Here is a 21,294-nt window from a genome sequence, read left to right on the forward strand (position 1 = left end):
CCCCGGATAGGGGTCGGTTGACCCCCGGTGCGGCCACTGTAGGCGGCCTGATGTGGCAGTACGCAACCCGGCGGGTCACGGAGCGGTAACACCGGTCACGATCGTTGTCGGACGTCCGATTCGGGTCATCGTGCGAGGCACAACGGTGGCGATCGTGGCGCGGTGTCGAGAGCATGGAGGAATGACCGAATCGGTACGGCTGACCAAGTATGCCCGCGGCGGTGGCTGCGCCTGCAAGATCCCCCCGGGGGAACTGGAGATCATGGTGGCCGGTCTCGGCCCGGCCACCGGGACCGCGGAACTGCTTGTCGGGTTGGACCACGGCGACGACGCGGCGGTGGTGCGCCTGGACGAGCGGACGGGCATCGTCAGCACCGCCGACTTCTTCACGCCGGTGGTCGACGACGCGTACGACTGGGGTCGGATCGCCGCGGCCAACGCGCTCTCCGACGTCTACGCGATGGGCGGCACCCCGTTGATCGCGCTCAACCTGCTCTGCTGGCCGCGCGACGTGCTACCGATGGAGTTGGCCGGTGAGGTTCTGCGCGGTGGTCAGGACGTGGCCCGGGAGGCCGGCTGTCACCTGGCCGGCGGGCACAGCGTGGACGACGACGGCCCGAAGTACGGCCTCGCGGTCACCGGCACGGTCCGACCGGAGGAGCTGATCACCCTCGACGCGGGGCGGGCCGGGGTGCCGTTGTCGCTGACGAAGCCACTCGGGGTGGGCGTGCTGAACACCCGGCACAAGACCACCGGCGAGAGCTTTCCGGAGGCGGTGGCAACGATGAGCGCGCTCAACCGGGACGCCGCTCGCGCGGCGGTTGCCGCCGGCATTCGTTGTGGCACCGACGTGACCGGGTTCGGTCTGCTCGGGCACGCCTCGAAGCTGGCCCGGGCCAGCCAGCTCACGGTGGCCATCGACACGGCCCGGGTTCCGTACCTGGCCGGTGCGTGGGAGGCGCTGCGCGACGGCTATGTCAGCGGCGGCAGCCGGCGCAACCTGGAGTGGGTCACCCCGTGGACCGATTTCGGCGCGGCGGGTGCGGACGAGCGGTTGCTGCTGGCCGACGCGCAGACCTCCGGTGGCCTGCTGGTCGCCGGCGAGGTGCCCGGCGTGCCCGTGGTGGGTGAGCTGCTGCCCCGCAGCGAGCACCTCGTCGTCCTGCGCTGACCTCTCGGCGGCCGTCGTCGGACCGGCAATCGCCGTCGTCGAACACGCGGTGGCGGTGGCGCCGGTCGCGGACCATACCCGATAAACTGTCACCTTCCCACTACTCCGAGCAATGCCGCTCAGGGAAATTTTGCCCGGAATGGTCACAGACCGGTAACTTGCCCCCGGCTGGGGTCAAATGCCCCCCACCATCGTGTGTAAGGCCCGATCCGGAGGCCGGTGGGACGAACGCAGCGAGGAGGCGGAATGACCGAGCTGTGGAACTGGAGAATCGACGGGGTGCGACCCGTGGAGGTCTACCCGGCGCTGGCCGAGGCGCTTGGTCGGGTGGTGATGCCACTGGCGGTGGCCGACCCGGCCCGGCTGCCGGCGTACGCGGTGGTGTGCGACGTCTGGCAGGCGCCGGGCGAATTCGCGACGGTCGTGGATTGCTACCGGGTGCCCGAGCGGCTGCCCGAGCACGCCAGCATCGCCGCACTCGCTCGACTGTTGGGCCGCAACTGTCTGTTGCGCGACGACACGCTCGACGCGGGCCGGCACCTGCTCGTCGCCCCGGACGGCACGGTCCGCCCGGTGCACTTCGACGTGCGGGACACCGAGGACGGTGAGGCGCTCAGCAGGCAGCGGCTCTGCACGGCGGGCGACCCGGGTTGTCGGGGCTGGTCGCAGTGCCACCGCTCGCGTTGGGCGCCCGACACGGTCGCCCCGGCGCTCGCCGCGGCGTGACCCGCCACGGGTCCCCCCGGCCGGCCGGGGGGCCGTGCTGGCGAGACGGTGATCAGCTGGAGGTGGCGGCCTGCCGGTCCGGGGTGCCCGTTGCGGCACCCCGCACCACCAGCTGGTCGAGCAGGGTGCGCGTCGCTTCGGCCACGGCGGCGACCGCGGCGTCGAACGCGGCGGCGTTGTGCGCGGCGGGCGCCCGGAAGCCAGAGATCTTCCGGACGTACTGCAACGCCGCCGCCTCGACGTCCGCATCGGTCACCTGCGGGGTGAACGGCTCACGCAGCGTCTTGATGCTCCGACACATGTGCGCTCCTCCTCTGTCGGCACCCGGATTGCACCCGCGGTGCCGGCGGTTGTACCGACGGTGACACTGGGTCGATATTTGTCTATCCTGGTCACGGACCAGAGCCTTTCGAGCCATTCTCGCCGCTCGCGCTCCCAGCGCCCGGGCCCCCGGAGACTCATTGTGGACCACGCCCCCACCAGCCCGTCCCGTCCCGTCCTAGTCGATCTCACCCGTAGCCTGCACATCCCGTTGGAGCGGATCGCCGTCGAGCACGCCGATCTGGTCGAGGCGGTCCGCAGGCGCGTCGTCGCGAATCAATCCGTGCCGTCCGGCAGCGTCCCCGTCGCCGCCTTCAACTCGTCCATCTGAGCGATGGCCTGCCGGTGCGGTCCACCCGGAGCGGGCGGATCCTGCCGGCGGATCAGCCAGTTCGTGCTGAAGGTGCACAGCCGGTGCGACCTCAGTTGCGACCACTGCTACATCTACCAGCACGCTGACCAGACCTGGCGTGGTCGACCGGTGCGGATGCCACCGGCCACGGTCCGGGCCGCCGCACGGCGCATCGCCGAGCACGCCCGCGAGCACGAGCTGTCGGTCGTGCACGTGGTGCTGCACGGGGGTGAGCCGCTGCTGCTGGGTGCTGCCGGGCTGCGCGAGGTGCTGGCCGAGCTGCGGGCGGCGATCACGCCGTGGACGCTGCTCGACCTCCGTATGCAGACCAACGGCGTGTTGCTTGACGAGGAGCTGTGCCGGCTGCTCGTCGACTACGCCGTGCAGGTCGGTGTGTCGTTCGACGGTGACCGTGCCGCCAACGACCGGCACCGGGTCTTCGCCCACGGCGGCAGCAGCCATGACCAGGTCCGGCGAGCCCTGTCCCTGCTCCGGCAGCCGGACCACCGCGTCAGCTACGCCGGCATCCTCTGCACGGTCGACGTTCGCAACGATCCCGATCGGGTGTACGAGGCACTGCTGGCCGAGAGCCCTCCCCGGGTCGACCTGCTGCTGCCACACGCCACCTGGGACAACCCCCCGGAACGCCCCGGCCCCGGGTCCACCCCGTACGCGGACTGGCTGGGACGGCTCCACCGGCGCTGGGTGGACGACGGGCGTCCCGTGTCGATCCGGCTGTTCGAGGCGTTGCGGCCCGGTGGCGGCGGCACCGAGGCGTTCGGCCTCGCGCCGGCCGATGTGCTGGTGATCGAGGCGGACGGCAGTTGGGAGCAGGTTGACTCGCTGAAGACCGCCTACCACGGCGCGGCCGGCACCGGGTTCGACGTGTTCGGCCATTCCGTGGACGAGGTCGCCCGGCACCCCGGGGTCGCGGTCCGACAGGACGGTGTGGACGGGCTCTGTGCGACCTGCCGGGCCTGCCCGGTGGTCGACCGGTGCGGCGGCGGCCTGTACGCCCACCGCTGGCGCACCGGTTCCGGCTTTGACAACCCCTCGGTGTACTGCGCCGACCTGCTTCACCTCATCAACCGCGTAGACGCGTACCCCGAGCCCGCTCCCGCCGCGCCGAGCGAGTGGTCCGCCGCGTCGCCGGTCGACGAACTGCTGGACGACCTGGCCACCGGGCACGGGTCGGCGGCGACGCTGGCACTGCTCACCGCCACCCAGCTCTCCATCACCCGGGCGCTGCTGGTGGCCTGCCGGGACCTGGCCGGCCCCACGGCCGCCTGGGAGCTGCTCGTCCACCTCGATCAGGTGGCGCCGGAGGCGGTCCGGGCGGTCCTGGAGCACCCCTTCGTTCGGCCCTGGCTGGTGCATCGCCTCGACTCGTCGGCCCGGTCCGGCGTCAGCGCGGCGCTCGACCCGCTGCCGGCGCTCGCCGTCGCCGCGGCTCTCCGGGCGGGCGTTCCGGCCGCGGTGCACGTCCCGGTACGGGCCGATGCGATCACGTTGCCCACGCTCGGCGGCCTGCTGCTGCCCGGCGTGGGGGAGAGCGCCGAGGTGACCGTCCGGCCGGGTGAACTCCGGGTCCGGGGTGGGACCGCCGAGCGGACCGTGCTCCTCGATCCGGTCGAGCTGTCGGCCGGCTGGCGACCGACCCGCGACGTGCCGGTTCCCGCTGGGCGGTTGCTCCTCGAAGACGGCGACCCGTACCGGGACTGCTACGGCCAACCGGTGGCGCCTCGCCTGGAGGCCCCGGCGGCGTGGGCGTTGGGCCGTACCCTGACCGAGGCCTGGCAGGTCGTGCACCGGGACGTGCCGGCGCACGCGGCGGCGCTCGACGGCGGTCTGCGCGCCGTCGTGCCGCTGGCACCCGACCCGGCGCGACCGTTGCGGAGCGCGACCGCCCGGCACGCGTTCGGCGCGGTCGCCGTCACCACCGATCCGGACCCGGAGACGATGGCGGTGCTGCTCGTGCACGAGTGGCAGCACGCGAAGCTCGGAGCCGTGCTCGACCTGTTCGATCTGGTCAAACCCGGGCAGGGCACCCGGATCCGGGTGCCCTGGCGCCCCGACCCGCGGCCACCCGAAGGCGTGCTGCAGGGGGTGTACGCACACCTGGCCGTCACCCAGGTGTGGCGGTCCCGGGCGGCCGCCGACGGCCCGGACGCGTCGGCGCACGCTGCCCGTTTCCTGGCCTGGACCCGGGATGGCGTCGACGCGCTGCTGGCCAGTCGGTCGCTCACCGCGGCGGGCGAGCGGTTCGTCGGGCAGCTGCGTCACGCCATTGAGGAGACCTGTGTCGGGTCCAGATGAGCGGGAGATGTCCACACTGGGCCGTCCTCGCCTCGCCGACGACCTGCGGGCGCTGGGCGTCCGCCCGGGTGTGTGCCTCCTGGTGCACTGCGGCCTCCGGCGGGTGGGCCCGCTGGAGCACGGCCCCGCGACGCTCGCCGGCGCCCTGCGGGACGTCCTCGGCCCGGCTGGCACGCTGCTCGTGCCCACCCAGACCGACGGCAACTCGACCACCTCCCGGGCCCACCTGGCGGCCACCGCCGGCATGGACCGGGCGCAGCGCGACAGGTACGAGGCGGCGCTGCCGGGCTGGGACCGCCAAACCACCCCCTCCCAGCGGATGGGTGCGCTCGCCGAGTACGTCCGGTGTGCCCCCGGTGCCGTACGCAGCGATCATCCGCAGACCTCGTTCGCCGCGCTCGGCCCTCGGGCCCGGCAGCTCACCGACGGCCACGACCTCACCTGCCATCTGGGGGAACGCTCACCGATCGGCGGTCTCTACGCGGCGGACGGGCAGATCCTGCTGCTCGGCCTCGGCTACGAGGTGTGCAGCGCCCTGCACCTGGCCGAGTACCGGCTTGCGGTGCCGGCGCCCGAGCGCGACTACCGCTGCTTCCGGCTCGTCGACGGGCGCCGGGTCCGCCTCGACTTCCGGGCTCTCGACCTGGACGACCGCGACTTCCCCGCGGTGGGCGCCGCGCTCGACGACGCGCCGTTCGTCCAGCACGGTCAGGTCGGTAGGGCGAGTGCCCGCCTGCTGCCGGCGCGCCCTGCGGTGGACTTCGCGGTCGGCTGGTTCGCCGCGAACCGCTTGGCGGCGCAACGTTGACGCGGGGATTACGCTGATGTTCCGGCCGCAGGGGGAGGGCGGAGGGGTAGCCTTGAGCACAGTGGACGCACCCTCCAGAACGCGCGCCCCGCTCTTTTTCCTCAGCTATTCCAGGGCGCCGGTCGGCCGCGCCACCGGCAAGCCCGCCGAGTATGTCTCCCGGTTCTTCGAGGACCTCTCCGTCCATGTCAGTGAGCTGGTCGGCCCGGTGACCGGGGTGGACGCCGGGTTCCTGGACAGCTCCATCGCGGGCGGGGAACGTTGGAGCCCGGAGCTCCTCCAGGCCGCCGGCACCTGCCAGGTCTTCGTTCCGCTGGTGTCCAGCGCGCTGCTCGGCAGCGACTGGTGTGGCCGCGAGTGGGACGCTTTCGCCCGCCGACAGATCGTCGCGCGGCACAGCTCCGCCTCCGCCCACGAAACGGCGATCGTGCCGGTCACCTGGTCGCCGACGAACGGCACAGCCTTGCCTCGGGTGCTCCGCGACATCCAACGGTTCTCCCCGACCGCCATGCCGGATCCCGACATCGCGGTGCACTACCAGCGGGATGGGGTCTACGGCTTGCTGACCATGCAGTGGGAGAACGCGTACCGGGCGGTGGTCTGGCGGCTCGCGCAGCGGATCGTGGCCATCCACCGGTCGTACCTGGTGGAGCCCTGGGTGCCGGCGAGCGTGGACGAGCTGTGCAACCGGTTCGCCGAGGAGCCGGGATGAGCCCGCCGGCGGACCGGCGCCGATCGGCGGCGCGAGGAACGTATTTCTTTCTCAGCTATGCCCACTCGCCGCCGGCGCCGGGCACCCGGGCCGACGCCGACGTCTGGGTCGGCCAGTTCTTCGCCGACCTGGCCGACGAGGTGCGGCGCCAGGCGCGACCGGTGGCCGGGATGCGGATCGGCTTCTTCGACCAGCAGATCCCGTTGGGCGCCGACTGGAAGGCGGCTCTCGCCGAGGCACTCGGTGACGCCGAGGTCTTCGTCCCGCTCTACTCGCCCGGCTACTTCAACCGCCCGTGGGCGTTGGGGGAGCGGGAGTCCTTCCGGGCCCGGCTGGCCGCCGCCGGGCCGGCCCGGGTCACTGCTGGCCATCTCACCCCGGTGCTGTGGATCCCGTTCCATCCGTGGGAGACCCATCCGGAGCTGGACGGCGCCCTGGACCTGGGCCGGGACGTCCCGGAGTACGCCGAGGACGGCCTGCGCGCGTTCTGCATGCTGGCCTCCTACCGGGCGCAGTACGAGCTGCTGCTGAGCCGGCTCGCCAGCCGGATCGTGCACACCGCCGAGCGGCGACCGCTGGGCCCGTCCCGGGCGCCCGGCCTCGACGAGGTCTTCCGCCCGGCGCCGACCGACCCGGACTTCGTCGTCGCCGTCCTGGCCCCGACCCAGGACCGTCTGCCGACCGACCGCGACCCCGCGGGCTACGCCGCCAAGAGCCGGCTCTGGCGGCCGTACGGGCGCCGGCAGGAGCTGCCCGTCGCCGAGTACGCGGCCAGCACCGCCGAGCGCCTCGGGCTGTCCGCCCGCACGGAGGACTTCACGCAGGCCGCCGGGCTGCTCGATCGCCGGCCGGCGGTGCTGCTGGTCGACCCGTGGATCGCGGCGGCGCCGGATGCGTCCGGAGTCCTCGCCCGGATGCTGCAGGGCCTGCGGGAGTGGGTCGTCCCGCTGGTGGTCACCGACGACGACGACAGCCAGGACGCCACCCGATGGGCGACCGAGGTGACGCAGCTTCTGCACGACGCCGGTCTGCCCCAGGTGAAGCGGGCGTGCAGCCTGCCGGAGTTCGTCGATCTGATGCCGGCGCTGGTCACCGAAGCTCGCCGCCAGTTCCTCAAGTACGGCCCGGTCGTCTCCTTCGAGCCACCGCCGGAGCCGGTGCCGAGCCTGCGCGACGGCCTGTCCGCCGCCGGCCCGACCGTTACGCCCGACCCCGCGTCCCCGCCTGATGATCCGGCCCCACCGCGTCCCCACGGAGAAAACCGATGAACAACGATCGCGAAGGCCAGGTCGTCACCTTCTACTCGTTCAAGGGTGGGACGGGCCGAACGATGGCGCTGGCCAACGTGGCCTGGATCCTCGCGGCCAGCGGTCGGCGGGTGCTTGTCGCTGACTGGGACCTCGAGTCACCCGGCCTGCACCGCTTCTTCCACCCGTTCCTCGATGCCGAGGCGATCCAGGGCACCAGCGGTGTGATCGACATGATCCGCGACTACGAGTGGGAGACCACCCGGGTCGACGACCGGCCGGATCGCTGGATGGAGCAGTACGCCCGGGTCGGGCGGCACGCGTTCTCGCTGCACTGGAACTTCCCGAACGGCGGCGGCCTCGATTTCCTCTCCGCGGGCCGGCAGAACAGCGACTACGCCGTCTCGGTGAGCGGGCTGGACTGGGACAACTTCTACAACCGGCTGGGCGGGGCGCAGTTCTTCGAGGCGCTGCGGGCCGACATGAAGCGCCAGTACGACTTCACCCTGATCGACAGCCGAACGGGGTTGAGCGACGTCGCCGACATCTGCACCCTGCACCTGCCGGACACGCTTGTCGACTGTTTCACGCTCAGCGACCAGGGCATCGACGGCGCGGCCCGGGTGGCGCACTCGGTGCGGGACCGGTACCGGCGGCGGGACATCCGGGTCCTGCCGGTGCCGATGCGGGTCGACCAGGCCGAGAAGGAGCGGGCTGAGGCGGGTCGCCTGCTGGCCATGCGCCGGTTCGCCGGGTTGCCGGCGGGCATGACCGAGGCGGAACGGCGGCGATACTGGGCCGCCGTCGAGGTCCCCTACCGGCCGTTCTACGCGTACGAGGAGACCCTGGCGACGTTCGGGGATCCGCCCGGCTCGCCGACGTCACTGCTGGCCGCGTTCGAGACGTTGACCGGGATCCTCACCGATGGCGCGGTGACCGCGCTGCCGGTGATGGATGAGTCGGTGCGGGAGCGGGGCAAGGCTCGCTTCCGCCGACGTACCGAGGCGGTCGACGACCAGATCGTGCTCCGTTGCGCGCCGGAGGACGCCATCTGGGCCGAGTGGCTGGAGCGGGTGCTCACTTCGGCCGGGCTGCGGGTGGTGGAGCCCACGGCAGCCGTCGGGTCGGCTGCCACGCCTGCCCCGCGCACGCTGACCGTGGTCTCGCCGGCGTACGTGGCAACGCCGTCCAGCGGTCTGCCTGACCGCGACACGAGCACCGGCTCCACGGCCCTTGCCGTGTACGTCGCCGACCTGCGCCCGCTGGCGGAGTTCCCTTCCCAGAGCTCCACCAACCTGGTCAATGTGAGCGCCGCGATCGCCGTGGAGCGGGTGTTGCGGTTGGTCGGTCGGCCGGTGCCGTCGTCGGCGGACGGTCCGGCGGGTGGGTCCGCCCGCTATCCCGGCGCCGAGCCGTTGATCTTCAACGCCCCGAACCGGAACGCCCGGTTCACCGGCCGGGAGGACGACCTGGCGCGGCTGCGCGGGCAGTTGCAGAGCGGGGGCAGCGCGGTGGTGCTGCCGGTCGCCCTGCAGGGCATGGGCGGCGTCGGTAAGACACAGGTGGCTCTGGAGTACGTGCACCGGTTCAAGGCCGCGTACGACGTGGTCTGGTGGATCGTGGCCGACCCGCCGCAGTTCGTCGACACCGCCCTCGCCGATCTCGCCAGCCGCCTCGGCATCCTCGCCGGGTCCACCCTGCCCGACACGGTCCGGTCGGTGCTGCAGGTGCTGAGCCGGGGAGAGCCGTACGAGCGGTGGCTGGTCGTGCTCGACAACGCGGAAGAGCTCGACCAGATCGAGCCCTTCCTGCCGCAGGGCCCCGGGCATGTCCTGCTGACCTCCCGCAACCGCGCGTGGGGTGACCGGGCGAACCCGATCCAGGTGGACGTCTTCGACCGCACCGAGAGCGTCGCGCACCTCGCCCAGCGGGTGCCCACGATCAGCGCCGAGGAAGCCGACCGCGTGGCCGAGGCGCTCGGCGACCTGCCGATCGCGGTGGCCGCGGCAGGTGCGTGGCTCGCCGACACCGGCACGTCGGTCGCCGACTACCTGCGGCAGATCGAGCGGCACGGCCCCAGCGCGCTCTCCGTGGAGGCCACCTGGGACCTGTCGCTGAACCGGCTGCTCGAGCAGGCCCCTGCCGCGTACCGGCTGTTGCAGCTCTGCTCGGTGCTGGCCCCGGAGATCGCCCTCGAACTCATCTACAGCGACGAGATGGCGGCGGCCCTCGTGCCGTTCGACCCGTCGGTGTCGGAGCGGCTCGTGCGCGGTGCCCTGGTCCAGCAGATCAACCGGCTGGCACTGCTCAAACTCGACGTCCAGGGCGGCCGGGTCCAGGTGCACCGGCTGTTGCAGGCGGTGGTCCGCGACCGGATGACCGAGGACGAGATCGTCGCCGCCCGACACCAGGTGCACCTCGTGCTGGCCGCGTCCCGGCCACGCGGCGACGTCGACGACCCGACCACCTGGGCCCGGCTGCGCATGCTCTGGCCGCACCTGGAGGTCTCCGAGGCGCTGACCTGCCCCGAGGAATCGGTGTGTCAGCTGCTGATCGACCGGGTCCGTTATCTGTGGCAGCGCGGCGGCCTAAGCCAGGCCGACGGGTTCAGCCAGGAGGTGGACGACACCTGGACCGCTCGGCTCAGCGATATGCAGGACGAGGTCGAGGCCGGGGCGCTGGGTCGACAGCTGCTGCACCTCCGGTTCAACCGGGCGAACATTCTGCGCAGCCTGGGCCGGTTCGACGAGGCCCGGGACCTGGACGAGGCGGTGCTGGCCGAGCAGCGGCGGCTGCTGGGCCCGCTGCACCCGCACAGCCTCATGACCGCCGGCAGCCTCGCCGGTGACCTGCGGGCGCTGGGCCGTTACTCCGAGGCGCTGGAACGGGACCGGTCCACCTACGCCTCCTGGCTCCAGGTGTTCGGCGAGGACCACCCGCGGACGTTGAGCGCGGCCAACAACCTCGCCGTCTCGTACCGGCTGGTCGGCGACTACCGGTCGGCCCGCCGGTGGGACGACGAGGTGCACCAGCGGCGGCGGCTGGTGCTCGGCCCCACCCACCCGTACACCCTGGTCTCCGCCGTCCGCCTGGGCAGCGACCTGCGGGAAGCCGGCGAGTACGAGAGGTCGGCGACCCTGCTGCGCACGGTGTACGACGCGTACTGCGAGGTGCTCGGGCCGGACGACGGTCAGAGTCTCGCCGCCCAGGTCAACCTGGCGGTGTCACTGCGCAGCACCGGTCGGGGAGGCGAGGCCGCGCCGATGTTCGAGACGGCCTACCGGAAGCTCGACGAACTCTTCGGGCCGGACAACCCGGACACGGTGGCGTGCCGGTCGAGCCGCGCGGCAAACCTGCTGGCCGTCGGCGACGCGGCCCGGGCGTTGACCGAGCTGGTCGCCGTCAACCAGGCGTACGAGGAGGATCTCCGGCTCGGCCCGGAGCACCCGCACACCCTGGCGACGTTGAGCAACATCTCCGCCGCCGAGCGCGCGCTCGGCCGTAGATCGGAAGCCCGCGTATCGGCTGCCCGGGCGGCCGGCGAGTTGCGCAAGGTGCTCGGCCCCGACCACCCGCACACCCTCGCGGCAGAGGTCAACCAGGCGGTGTGCCTCGCCGAGGAGGGTGACTGGGAGTCGGCGCGGGACCGACTGCGGGAAACCGCCGGCCGGCTGGCCACGGTGATCGGTGCGGACCACCCCGACACGCTGCGCTGCCTCGGTGACCTCGCCCTGGTGTCGAAGCGGGCCGGCGACGGCGCTCCCGCCGAGGACGTCAGCACCGTGGCGGACCGGCTGGCCGAGGTGATCGGCCCTGAGCATCCGACCGTGCAGACCCTGCGCGAACGGCGGTTCGTCGTCCGGGTGATCGACCCGCACACGATCTGACCGGCTCGGCGGGCGGTCGGGCAGGTGGCCCGCCCGCCGGCCTGGCCGTGCTGCCCCGCAGGCTCAGAGCCGTGGGCTGGTCGCGAGCTCCGGCGTGGCCAGCCAGATCAGGGTCTGCGGCAGGATCTCCACCGCCCCGAAGTGCGCGGCGCCGGGCTGCACCTGGACCTCGGCGCGCGAGATCTGCGAGGCGAGCCAATGGGAGTGTTGCACCGGGGAGAAGCGGTCCTGGTCGCCGTGCCAGAGCCGGACCTCCGCACGAATGGCGCCGAGGTCGAACCCCCAGCCCCGCCGTATCGCCAGCACGTCGTCGATCCAGCCTTCGGGGCCGTGCCGCAGCGCCTCGGAGTACATGTCGGTCAGCAGTCGGCGGATCGCGATGTCGTCGACGACCCGGATGTCCGCCTCGGGCAACTGCGGGCGCAGGAAATCCAGCAGCGTCATCGGGTCCCGCTGGGCCTCTTCGGCGCGGACCTTCAGGTTGAGCGTGAGCTCGTCCAGGTCCTCGTCGGCCTGCCCGTAGTCCTCCACGTTCGTCTCGGCCATCCCGGCGTACCAGTCCAGGTCGGGTGCGCCGGCTGGGGCGAGCCCCACCAGCACGGCGGCCCGGGTGACCCGGTCCGGCAGCAGTGCCGCACAGGCCAGGGCGTGTGGACCCCCACCGGACCGGCCCACCACCGCGAACCGCTCGATGCCGAGGTCGTCGGCGATCGCCGCCACGTCGGCTGCGGCGTCGGCCACCCGCCGACCCTCGTGCCGGTCGGAGTCGCCGTAACCGGGTCGGTCGTAGCAGACGAGGTGCACGCCGAGGCGGTAGACGACGATGCCCCGGGGCCGGGGGCCGCTGCGGCTACCCGGGGTGCCGTGCAGCAGGAAGACCACGGGCCCGTCCGGCGCGCCGGAGGTCTCCACCGCGAGGTGTCGCCCGTCCGGGGTGGTGACGGTGCGCTGAGCCGCATCTTGTCGCGTCACGGTTGGCCTCCCGCGGGTCGTCATGTGCTCCCCCGTGAACGGAGCCGCGCATCGTCGGCGCCGAGTGCAAAGCCCCCGAAATCGCCCAGAACACATTCTTGTTGTGCAGCGTACTGCCCGTCGTGGATGCCCGCCATGGGCCGCCGGGTCAATGCCGGTGGGTGGGGGCCGCCGCACGGGCCGCTACCCTGATAGCCCGAGGGGAAGGGGCACCAAGAGGGTGGCTAGGACCTACAACGTCGTGACGTACGGCTGCCAGATGAACGTGCACGACTCTGAGCGCATCTCCGGCCTGCTCGAACAGGCCGGCTACGTGCGCGCGGTGCCGGCCGACGACACCCCGGACATCGTCGTCTTCAACACCTGCGCGGTGCGCGAGAATGCGGACAACCGGCTCTACGGCAACCTCGGTCGTCTGCGCCCGGTGAAGGACAAGCACCCCGGGATGCAGATCGCGGTCGGTGGCTGCCTCGCCCAGAAGGACCGGGGCGAGATCGTCCGCAAGGCGCCCTGGGTGGACGTGGTCTTCGGCACCCACAACATCGGCGCGCTGCCGGTGCTGCTGGAGCGGGCCCGGCACAACGCCGCCGCCGAGGTGGAGATCCTGGAGTCCCTCGACGTCTTCCCCTCCACGCTGCCCACCCGCCGCGAGTCCACGTACGCCGGTTGGGTGTCGATCTCGGTGGGCTGCAACAACACCTGCACGTTCTGCATCGTGCCCGCGCTGCGCGGCAAGGAGAAGGACCGCCGTCCCGGCGACATCCTCTCCGAGGTGCGCGCCCTGGTCGACGAGGGCGTGCTGGAGGTGACCCTGCTCGGGCAGAACGTCAACTCCTACGGTGTGGAGTTCGGTGACCGGTACGCGTTTGGCAAGCTGCTGCGGGCCTGCGGTGACATCGACGGGTTGGAGCGGGTCCGGTTCACCAGCCCACACCCGAAGGACTTCACCGACGACGTGATCGCCGCGATGGCCGAGACATCGAACGTCTGCCACTCGCTGCACATGCCGTTGCAGTCCGGCTCGGACGACGTGCTCCGGGCGATGCGCCGGTCCTACCGCTCCGAGCGCTACCTGGGGATCATCGAGAAGGTCCGGGCGGCGATGCCGGACGCGGCGATCACCACCGACATCATCGTCGGCTTCCCCGGCGAAACCAAGGCCGACTTCCAGCGCACCCTGGACGTGGTCCGCGAGGCCCGGTTCTCCTCGGCCTTCACCTTCCAATACTCGAAGCGCCCCGGCACCCCCGCCGCGACGATGGACGACCAGCTGCCCAAGCAGGTCGTGCAGGAGCGCTACGAGCGGCTGATCGCATGCGTCGAGGAGATCTCCTGGGCGGAGAACAAGCGCCTGGTGGGGGAGACCGTCGAGGTGCTGGTCGCGCTCGGTGAGGGCCGCAAGGATGAGCGGACCGGCCGGATGTCCGGTCGGGCCCGCGACGGTCGACTGGTGCACTTCGCGACCGAGGCCCCTGGTACGCCGTCGCTGGCCGGCCAGATCCGGCCGGGCGACATCGTGCACACCACGATCACGTACGCGGCGCCGCATCACCTCAACGCTGACGGAGCGCCGGTGGCGCACCGGCGGACCCGGGCCGGCGACGCGGCCGAGGCGGGTCGCTCCCCGCGTACCCCTGGGGTGTTGCTCGGTCTGCCGACGATCGGCGCACCGCCGGTCGCACCCGCACCCACCGCTGGCTGCGCCACCCACTGATGTGCGGGGAAGGGCTCCCTGGACAAGGGGCCCTTCCCCGAACCGCCGCGCTCAGACGGTGATCCGGCCGGCGCCGGCGCCGCCCGTCACGATGGACTTGACGTTGCTCGCGGTGTCCAGTTGGTAGGAGTACGGGATGCCGGCCACGCTGCCGCCGGTCTGGCCCGTGGGCGAGTTGACGAAGTGGTTGTTGCGGGCGACCAGGCTGCCGGGCCCGGAGTCACCCTCACCGAGGTGGTACGGGTCGTCGACGTTCTCGAAGTAGTTGCCCTCGACGAGCACGCCGGCGTTTTCGGTGGAGGCCACACCGTAGCCACCGTTGGCCCGGTAGTAGTTGTTGTACACGTGCACCGGGTTGCCGAAGCGCACCCGGGGGTTGCGCTGGTTGCTGCCGTCGAACCAGTTGTGGTGGTAGCTCACCCGCAGGTGACCGACGTCCTGGCTGGCGTTGTCGTCGCTGTGGCCGAGCAGCATGGTCTTGTCGTGGTTGAAGACCCGGTTCCACGACACGGTGACGAAGTCCGAGCCGCGCTTGATGTCGACGGCGCCGTCATACCCGTTGCTGAAGCTGTTGTGGTCGATCCAGATGTTGGTGGCCGACTCCTGCACGTTGATCGCGTCGTCGTTCCAGTCCCGGAAGGTCAGGTTCCGGATGATCACGTTGCGGTCACCGCTGATGTTGAGCCCGCAGCCGGCGATGGTCGCGCCGGAGTTGCCGAGGATCGTCTTGTTGGATCGGACCCGCAGCATGCCCGAGCAGGAAATGGTCCCGGACACCCGGATCACCGCCGCGCCGGTCGCGTTCAGCGCGCTGGTCAGTGCCGAGGCGTTGGTGACGGTCGTGATCGCGGCGTTGCCGCCGCCGGTGGTGCCGCCGTTCTGGGTGGCCCATCCCACCAGACCCGTCTGCGGCGGGTTGCTGGGCGGGGGTGTGCTCGGCGGTGGCGGGGTGGTCGGCGGGGGTGTGCTCGGCGGTGGCGGGGTGGTCGGTGTGGTGCTGCCGGTGCAGGCGACGTTGTTCAGGGTGAAGCTGGTCGGAGCCGGGTTGCTGGAGTTGTTCCAGCTCGCGTTGAAGCCGAACGAGGTGCTGCCGTTGGTCGCCAGGTTGCCGTTGTAGTCGACGTTGGTCGCGGAGACCTGGCCGCCGCTCTGCGAGACGGTGGCGCCCCACGCCTGGCTGACCTGCTGGCCGGCTCCGTACGACCAGCGCAACGTCCATCCGGAGACCGGGTCGCCCAGGTTGGTGACGGTGACGTTGCCGGTGAACCCACCCGGCCACTGGCTGGCGACGGAGTAGGCGACCCGGCAGCCGGCGGCCGCCTGGGCGGACACCGAGGTCAGCAGACCGGCGGTGACGAGGGTGGCGGTGGCTGCGGCGGTGGTGGCGATCAGCGTCATTCGACGCCGTCCTGTGCGCATGCTGCTTCCTCTCGATGAGGCGGACGGATCATCGCGACGCCCATGCCCGTGGGCGGCGAATCTCGGCCGGGACCAGTGGTTGGTCCTCAGGCCCGCCAGTGCAGGTACGTGAAGGTAAGCGGCTCCCGCGCTCGCGCCGACCGATGCAGAGGCAAGCGCTTTCCCGATAAAAGCATAGAAGTATCTAGATGTAAATGACCGGGACGGCCGGTGCCAGGGCACCGGCCGTCCCGGCAGCTCAGCAGCTGGTGCCGTTGAGCTTCACCGTCGCCGGGGCGCTGGCGGTGCCGTTGGCGGTGAAGCCCACGGTGACCGACCCACCCGCCGGTAGTGAGGGGGCGTGCCCCGGGGCGGCGGCGGTGACCGTCGTGCCGGACTGCGTGACGGTGGCGTTCCAACCACTGCCCAGCGTCACCCCGGACGGCCAACTCCAGGTGGCCGACCACGGGTTCACCGCGGCCGAGCCGGTGTTCTTCACGGTCAGCTCGCCCTGGAAGCCACCCTGCCAGGCGTTGACCTGCCGGTAGGTGGCCGAGCAGGCGCCGGTGGGCGGGTTCGTCGGCCCGCCGGTCGGCGGCGGCGTCGTCGGACCGGTGCCGCCCGACGGCGCGATCAGGTACGGCTGGAGGATCGCCTGCTTGGTGGTGTTGATGGTGGTCCAGTCGTCCAGCGCGATGCCGCCGGTGTCACCCGAGTTCGGATTCCACGACCAGTAGGTAAAGGACATTCCGGTGACCCCGGTGCCGGTGTAGGCCATCAACTTCTCCAGCCACACCCGGTCCTTCGGGTCGGCCAGGGTGCTGCCGAACTCACCCATCATGATCGGGGCGATGTTCTGCTTGTAGAGGTAACCCCAGTACCTGTCCCAGATCGCCGGCATGTTCGCCGGGTAGTCCGGAGCGTCGAACCAACTCTGCCGGTAGACCGAGGTGGCGTACTCGTGCGGCGAGTAGACCAGCCGGTTGGCCACGTTCAGCCGTACCGGGTACTGGCCGGCCTTGGACAGGTTCCCGCCCCACCAACCGCAGTCCTCGTCGTTGCTCGGATCGTTGTCCCACACGTTGGAGAGGCCACCGCTGGGGCAGCTCACCCCCTCCACGAAGATCAACCAGTTGGGCTGGACGCCGAGGATCGCGTTCCCGGCCCGTTCGGCGGCGAGCCGCCAGTCCCGGGTGGTGTCGCCGCAGCCCCAGCACGCACCGGTGGCCGCCGGGTTGGTGCCCTCGGCGTGCGGCTCGTTGTGCAGGTCGGCGCCGATCACCGTTGGGTTGCCCGCGTACCGCTGCGCGAGCATCTTCCAGTCGTTGATCCACGTCGCCTCGGAGACGGTCGACGTGTACCACAGCGGTGACTGTCCGGCCGCCGTCGGCCGGTGCCGGTCCAGGATGATCCGCATCCCCTTGCTGCCGGCATAGGCGATCACCTTGTCGAGGATCTGCAATGGGGAGAGCCCGACCAGATCCGGGTTCACGAAGTCGTTGACCCCACTGGCGGTCGCGCCCGACTTCAGCGCGTCGTTCGAGTACGGCACACGCAGCGTGTTGTAACCCAGCCGGGCCATCGTGTCGAGCTGCCCCCGCCACGGATTGCTCGACCACAGCCCGTGGAAGGTCTTGTTGTCGGTCTCCATGCCGAACCAGTTGATGCCGGTCAGCCGGACCGTGGCGCCGGTGCTGTCCACGATCTGATTGCCGTTGGTGTGCAGGTAGCCGGTACCGGTGCCAGCGGCGACGGCCGGACTGGTGCTGACGGCGGCGGCGAGGAACACGCCGGCCGCGACGGTGGCGAGCGCGGTCAGCGCGCCGCCGAGAGCGGTGGGACGGAACATACGAGCTCCACTTCGGAAGTCCGGCGCCGCCCGATGACGGGGCCGGCGGACGGCCGTCCGCACGTCACGGTCCCTTGACGGGTACGCGGACAGTGCGCGACGGCCCATGTCACGCGGACATGGTCACTCGCGAAAGCTCACCGGCGACCCTCGACAGCGGTGTTCCGCCTTCGTCGCCCTCGTGCCGGTGGCCCTACCTGGCTCCGCCGCCCATTCTGATCAGCTCAGGTCGATGCGTCAACCGTCCCGGCCGCTGCCCCGCCCGCCGCTGCCTCGCCCGCCGCTGCCTCGCCCGCCGCTGCCTCGTCCGCCGCTGCCCCGGCTCCCACCGGGTGCTCACCCTCAAGATCCGCGCAACATCAGGCAAGTTGCTGCCTCCCGCGCGCCGAAAGCAGCAACTTGCGGGTAGTTGTGCAGATCAGGGCGCACGGCGCACGCCGACCCCGCACGATCGTGCTCGATCCTGGTTGTAGTGGTCTCGCTCGCCGCTGATGCCACTACTTCCCTGATCGAGCACGATCATGGGCGCGGGGCGCGGGGCGCGGGGCGCGGGGCGCGGGGCGCGGGGCGCGGGGCGCGGGGCGCGGGGCGCGGGGCGCGGGGCGCGGGGCGCGGGGCATGCGGGGCATGCGGGAGCCCCGATCCCGCAAGGGGGACCGGGGGCTCCCGGACGACGTCAGCTCAACCGGCCTGCTCGGCGAGCTGGAGGAACTGCCGCTTGGCGGCGAGTGCCTGCTCGGCCTCCTTGATCCGGCGTGCGTCCCCGGCGGTCTGCGCCCGGGCCAGCCGGTCCTCGGCTTCCGCCACCTGCGACCGCATCTGGGCGAGCAGCGGGTTGTCTTCCTTGGTGGTGCGGCGCCACGCCGAGTCCATCACGTCGCGGACCTTGTCGTCGATGACGCGCAGCCGGCGCTCCAGCCCGGCGGCCGCCTCGCGGGGCACCCGGCCGGCCTCGTGCCACTGTGCCTGGATCTCCCGCAGCTTGGCCTGGGCGCCCTTCGGGTCGGCGTCGATGTCCAACGCCTCGGCCTCGGCGAGCAGGGCCTGCTTGCGCTCCAGGTTGCCGCGCTGCTCGTTGTCCCTCGCGGAGAAAACCTCACTGCGCCGGCTGAAGAAGGCATCCTGCGCGCCCCGGAATCGTTCCCAGAGTTTCTGCTCGGCCTCCTTGGAAGCGCGCGGTGCGGCCTTCCACTGGGTCATCAGATCCTTGAGCTGGTTGGCGGTGGCGGCCCAGTCGGTGGATTCCTGGAGTTTCTCCGCTTCGGCGACCAGATCTTCCTTCGCGGTCTGCGCCTGCTTGCGCTGCGAGTCCAGCGAGGCGAAGTGGGCGCCCCGGCGCCGGGTGAAACCGTCCCGGGCAGCGGCGAACCGCTTCCACAGCTCACCGTCGGCCTTCTTGTCGACCCCGCGGATGGTCTTCCACTCGTCGAGGATCTCCTTGAGCCGGTCCCCGGCGGTCTTCCAACCGGTGGATTCGGCCGCGAGCTTCTCGGCCTCCTCGACCAGCGCGGTCTTGCGGGCCAGGGCTTCGCCGCGAGCGGCGTCCCGGGCCGCGCGAGCTTCTGCGGCCTTCTCCTCGGCGAGGGTCGCCAGCTTGTCCAGCCGAGCGGCCAGCGCGTCGATGTCGCCGACCACGTTGGCCTCGGGCAGCGTGGTGCGGATCCGCCGGATCGTGCTCAACGAGTGCCCGGCATCCGCCGCACCCGACTTGAGTCGTGCTTCGGTCAGGTCCACCTCGGTCACCAGGTCGGCGAAGCGGCGTGCGAAGTGTGCCAGGCCCTCCTCCGGCGCTCCCGCCTGCCAGGATCCGACCACCCGCTCTCCCTCGGTGGTCTTGACGTACACGGTGCCGTCCGCGTCCACCCGTCCGAAGGCAGTCCAGTCGCTCATGTGCCCATCCTCGTTCTCCCGGCGTCGAGGGAACCATCCCCCGTCGCCGCCACGGCGCAGTCAAGTTGCTTCCGGCATTGTCACAGGTCCGACCCGGTCCGCGTCGAGCGCCTATCGCCGACCGTGACCATACGGTGTCCTAGGGGCCGAACGACCGGATCGGCGCGGAGACGCACCGGGGATTCCCGCTACGGTGAACGGGTGCCACTGGTCGCCGCCGCAGTCTGCCCGCATCCGCCCCTGCTCGTGCCCGAGGTGGCCGGCTCCGCGGCCCCTGAGTTGGACGACCTACGGGCGGCCTGCGACGTCGCCGTACGCCGGTTGCTGGCCGCCGATCCGGACACTGTCGTGCTGCTCGGCAGCGGCCCGGTGACCGGCCCGATCAGCATCCCGGCCACCGGCTCCCTGCAGCCCTGGGGCGTCGACCTGGACGTGCCGTTGGTCCGCGGCCAGCCCGACCGGGGTGCGGTGCTGCCGTTGAGCCTGACCATCGGCGCGTGGTTGCTGGCCCGGCACGACCCGCGCCCGCCAGCGCCCGCCGCGCCGTTGACCGCCGCGCCGTTGACCGCCGCGCCGTTGACCGCCGCGCCGTTGACCGCCGCGCCGTTGCCCGTCGCGCCGACGGCCGTCATTCAGGTGGCCGCCGACGCCGGTCTGGCCGAGCTGGCCGCGGTCGCCGACACGGTCAACGCCGCGGGTGACCGGGTGGCGTTGCTGGTGCTCGGGGACGGGTCGGCCTGCCGGGGAGAGAAGGCCCCCGGGTACGACGACCCGCGCGCCCGCCCGTACGACCAGAGGGTCGCCGCGGCGCTGGCCGACGCGGACCTGGACGTCCTGCTCGACCTCGACCCGGTGTTGTCGGCGGAGCTGAAGGCCGCCGGCCGCGCGCCCTGGCAGGTCCTCGCTCGCGCGGCCCGTTCGGCCGGCGGCGGGTGGCGCGGTGAGCTGCTGCACGACGCGGCCCCGTACGGCGTCGCCTACTTCGTGGCGTCCTGGGAGCGGGTGTGACCAGCGACGGACCCGGCACGGTCGTCGCGGTGGTCGGCCCGACCGCGGCGGGTAAGTCGGCGCTGAGCATCGCGTTGGCGCACGCCCTCGACGGCGAGGTGGTCAACGCCGACTCGATGCAGCTCTACCGGGGCATGGACATCGGCACCGCCAAGCTGACCCCGGCCGAGCGGGACGGGGTGCCGCACCACCTGCTGGACATCTGGGAGGTCACCGAGCCGGCGAGCGTCGCGGAGTACCAGCGGCTGGCCCGCGCGGCGGTGGACGACATCCTGGCCCGGGGGAGGGTGCCGCTGCTGGTCGGTGGGTCCGGGCTGTACGTGCGGGCGGTGCTGGAGCGTTTCGAGTTCCCCGGCACCGACGCGGTGCTGCGGGAGCGGCTGGAACGGGAGCTGGCTGAGGTCGGCCCGGCGCCGCTGTACGCGCGGCTGCGTGCCGCTGACCCGGTCGCCGCCGAGGGCATCCTGCCCGGCAACGGCCGGCGGATCGTCCGGGCCCTGGAGGTGATCGAGCTCACCGGCGCACCGTTCACCGCGTCGCTGCCGCAGCCCACGCCGTACTACCCGTCGGTGCAGCTCGGGGTGGACCTGGACACCGGGCTGCTGGACGAGCGGATTGCGCTGCGGGTCGACCGGATGTGGGCCGACGGCCTGGTGCCGGAGACCCGCGAGTTGGTCGGGCGGGGGCTGCCCGAGGGGCGGACGGCGAGCCGGGCGCTCGGCTACCAGCAGGTGTTGCGCCTGCTCGCCGGTGAGTTGACCGAGTCGCAGGCGCACGACGAGACGGTCCGGGCCACCCGGCGCTTCGTCCGTCGGCAGCGGTCCTGGTTCCGGCGCGACCCGCGGATCCAGTGGTTGGACTCGGCGACGCCGGACCTGATCGGGGCCGCCCTGCGCCTGGTGCCAACCGCTGCGCGATGATGA

16 protein-coding genes are annotated in these 21,294 nt (G+C 71.9%); 11 read left to right on the forward strand and 5 right to left on the reverse strand.

All coding sequences use genetic code 11. The annotated features are described in order from the left end of the window. The first annotated feature begins 181 nt into the window (after positions 1 to 181). Together selD and OG811_RS18210 are read left to right on the forward strand one after the other, a co-directional pair. Positions 182 to 1,171, forward strand: a complete 990-nt coding sequence (gene selD / locus OG811_RS18205; RefSeq protein WP_406067322.1) for a selenide, water dikinase SelD — start codon at positions 182 to 184, stop codon at positions 1,169 to 1,171. 246 nt (positions 1,172 to 1,417) lie between these two features. Then, positions 1,418 to 1,897, forward strand: coding sequence for a hypothetical protein (locus tag OG811_RS18210; RefSeq protein ID WP_406067323.1), 480 nt, complete (start codon positions 1,418 to 1,420; stop codon positions 1,895 to 1,897). A 52-nt stretch (positions 1,898 to 1,949) separates the two neighbouring features. On the opposite strand, the gene OG811_RS18215 is transcribed toward OG811_RS18210, so the two are convergent. Beyond that, a complete protein-coding gene (locus tag OG811_RS18215) occupies positions 1,950 to 2,198 on the reverse strand; it encodes a DUF2277 family protein (RefSeq protein WP_406067324.1) in 249 nt (82 codons plus the stop codon). 162 nt (positions 2,199 to 2,360) lie between these two features. Between OG811_RS18215 and OG811_RS18220 the strand changes: the two genes are divergently transcribed. The 6 genes from OG811_RS18220 to fxsT all read left to right on the forward strand — a co-directional run bounded on the left by OG811_RS18220 (position 2,361) and on the right by fxsT (position 11,540). Then, the gene (locus OG811_RS18220) at positions 2,361 to 2,549 is read left to right on the forward strand and encodes a hypothetical protein (protein WP_406067326.1); all 189 of its coding nucleotides are present in this window, start codon (positions 2,361 to 2,363) and stop codon (positions 2,547 to 2,549) included. A gap of 63 nt (positions 2,550 to 2,612) precedes the next feature. Next, a complete protein-coding gene (locus OG811_RS18225) occupies positions 2,613 to 4,886 on the forward strand; it encodes an FxsB family cyclophane-forming radical SAM/SPASM peptide maturase (protein ID WP_406067327.1) in 2,274 nt (757 codons plus the stop codon). A 7-nt stretch (positions 4,887 to 4,893) separates the two neighbouring features. Further along, positions 4,894 to 5,694: an aminoglycoside N(3)-acetyltransferase gene (locus OG811_RS18230; protein ID WP_406067328.1), complete on the forward strand. Its 801-nt coding sequence runs from the start codon at positions 4,894 to 4,896 to the stop codon at positions 5,692 to 5,694. Positions 5,695 to 5,755: 61 nt separating this feature from the next. After that, complete coding sequence (locus OG811_RS18235; RefSeq protein ID WP_406067330.1) at positions 5,756 to 6,406, forward strand: TIR-like protein FxsC; 651 nt, start codon at positions 5,756 to 5,758, stop codon at positions 6,404 to 6,406. Next, on the forward strand, positions 6,403 to 7,674 hold the full coding sequence (locus tag OG811_RS18240; protein ID WP_406067331.1) for a TIR-like protein FxsC: 1,272 nt from the start codon (positions 6,403 to 6,405) through the stop codon (positions 7,672 to 7,674). Before OG811_RS18235 ends, OG811_RS18240 begins: the two co-directional genes overlap by 4 nt. Further along, positions 7,671 to 11,540 (forward strand): FxSxx-COOH system tetratricopeptide repeat protein, encoded by a 3,870-nt coding sequence (gene fxsT / locus OG811_RS18245; RefSeq protein ID WP_406067333.1) that lies wholly within the window; start codon positions 7,671 to 7,673, stop codon positions 11,538 to 11,540. The genes OG811_RS18240 and fxsT overlap by 4 nt, the downstream gene beginning before the upstream one ends. A gap of 63 nt (positions 11,541 to 11,603) precedes the next feature. Here the strand turns inward: fxsT and OG811_RS18250 are convergent, their stop codons facing one another. Beyond that, positions 11,604 to 12,512 (reverse strand): alpha/beta fold hydrolase, encoded by a 909-nt coding sequence (locus tag OG811_RS18250; protein ID WP_406067335.1) that lies wholly within the window; start codon positions 12,510 to 12,512, stop codon positions 11,604 to 11,606. Between the two features lie 220 nt (positions 12,513 to 12,732). Here OG811_RS18250 and miaB point away from each other — a divergent pair, with 220 nt between their 5' ends. Then, positions 12,733 to 14,226, forward strand: coding sequence for a tRNA (N6-isopentenyl adenosine(37)-C2)-methylthiotransferase MiaB (gene miaB / locus OG811_RS18255; protein ID WP_406067337.1), 1,494 nt, complete (start codon positions 12,733 to 12,735; stop codon positions 14,224 to 14,226). A gap of 51 nt (positions 14,227 to 14,277) precedes the next feature. On the opposite strand, the gene OG811_RS18260 is transcribed toward miaB, so the two are convergent. The 3 genes from OG811_RS18260 to OG811_RS18270 form a co-directional block, all read right to left on the reverse strand. Continuing rightward, positions 14,278 to 15,645: a cellulose binding domain-containing protein gene (locus OG811_RS18260; RefSeq protein WP_406067339.1), complete on the reverse strand. Its 1,368-nt coding sequence runs from the start codon at positions 15,643 to 15,645 to the stop codon at positions 14,278 to 14,280. A gap of 238 nt (positions 15,646 to 15,883) precedes the next feature. Beyond that, on the reverse strand, positions 15,884 to 17,473 hold the full coding sequence (locus tag OG811_RS18265) for a cellulase family glycosylhydrolase (RefSeq protein ID WP_406067341.1): 1,590 nt from the start codon (positions 17,471 to 17,473) through the stop codon (positions 15,884 to 15,886). Between the two features lie 681 nt (positions 17,474 to 18,154). Next, on the reverse strand, positions 18,155 to 19,363 hold the full coding sequence (locus OG811_RS18270; protein ID WP_406067343.1) for a DUF349 domain-containing protein: 1,209 nt from the start codon (positions 19,361 to 19,363) through the stop codon (positions 18,155 to 18,157). Between the two features lie 201 nt (positions 19,364 to 19,564). On the opposite strand from OG811_RS18270, the gene OG811_RS18275 reads away from it, so the two are divergent. Both OG811_RS18275 and miaA read left to right on the forward strand, forming a co-directional pair. After that, the gene (locus tag OG811_RS18275; protein WP_406067345.1) at positions 19,565 to 20,371 is read left to right on the forward strand and encodes a hypothetical protein; all 807 of its coding nucleotides are present in this window, start codon (positions 19,565 to 19,567) and stop codon (positions 20,369 to 20,371) included. Then, positions 20,368 to 21,291: a tRNA (adenosine(37)-N6)-dimethylallyltransferase MiaA gene (gene miaA / locus OG811_RS18280; protein WP_406067347.1), complete on the forward strand. Its 924-nt coding sequence runs from the start codon at positions 20,368 to 20,370 to the stop codon at positions 21,289 to 21,291. The genes OG811_RS18275 and miaA overlap by 4 nt, the downstream gene beginning before the upstream one ends. Positions 21,292 to 21,294: the final 3 nt, after the last annotated feature.

The organism is Micromonospora sp. NBC_01638, assembly GCF_045209745.1.
Classification (GTDB): Bacteria; Actinomycetota; Actinomycetes; order Mycobacteriales; family Micromonosporaceae; genus Micromonospora.

Bases quoted from the DNA above. Each gene is read 5' to 3' on its own strand.
- OG811_RS18265 (WP_406067341.1), bottom strand. From the start codon at position 17,473: ATGTTCCGTCCCACCGCTCTCGGCGGCGCGCTGACCGCGCTCGCCACC.
- OG811_RS18215 (WP_406067324.1), bottom strand. From the start codon at position 2,198: ATGTGTCGGAGCATCAAGACGCTGCGTGAGCCGTTCACCCCGCAGGTG.
- OG811_RS18240 (WP_406067331.1), top strand. From the start codon at position 6,403: ATGAGCCCGCCGGCGGACCGGCGCCGATCGGCGGCGCGAGGAACGTAT.
- OG811_RS18230 (WP_406067328.1), top strand. From the start codon at position 4,894: ATGTCCACACTGGGCCGTCCTCGCCTCGCCGACGACCTGCGGGCGCTG.
- selD (WP_406067322.1), top strand. From the start codon at position 182: ATGACCGAATCGGTACGGCTGACCAAGTATGCCCGCGGCGGTGGCTGC.
- OG811_RS18270 (WP_406067343.1), bottom strand. From the start codon at position 19,363: ATGAGCGACTGGACTGCCTTCGGACGGGTGGACGCGGACGGCACCGTG.
- OG811_RS18260 (WP_406067339.1), bottom strand. From the start codon at position 15,645: ATGCGCACAGGACGGCGTCGAATGACGCTGATCGCCACCACCGCCGCA.
- OG811_RS18210 (WP_406067323.1), top strand. From the start codon at position 1,418: ATGACCGAGCTGTGGAACTGGAGAATCGACGGGGTGCGACCCGTGGAG.
- fxsT (WP_406067333.1), top strand. From the start codon at position 7,671: ATGAACAACGATCGCGAAGGCCAGGTCGTCACCTTCTACTCGTTCAAG.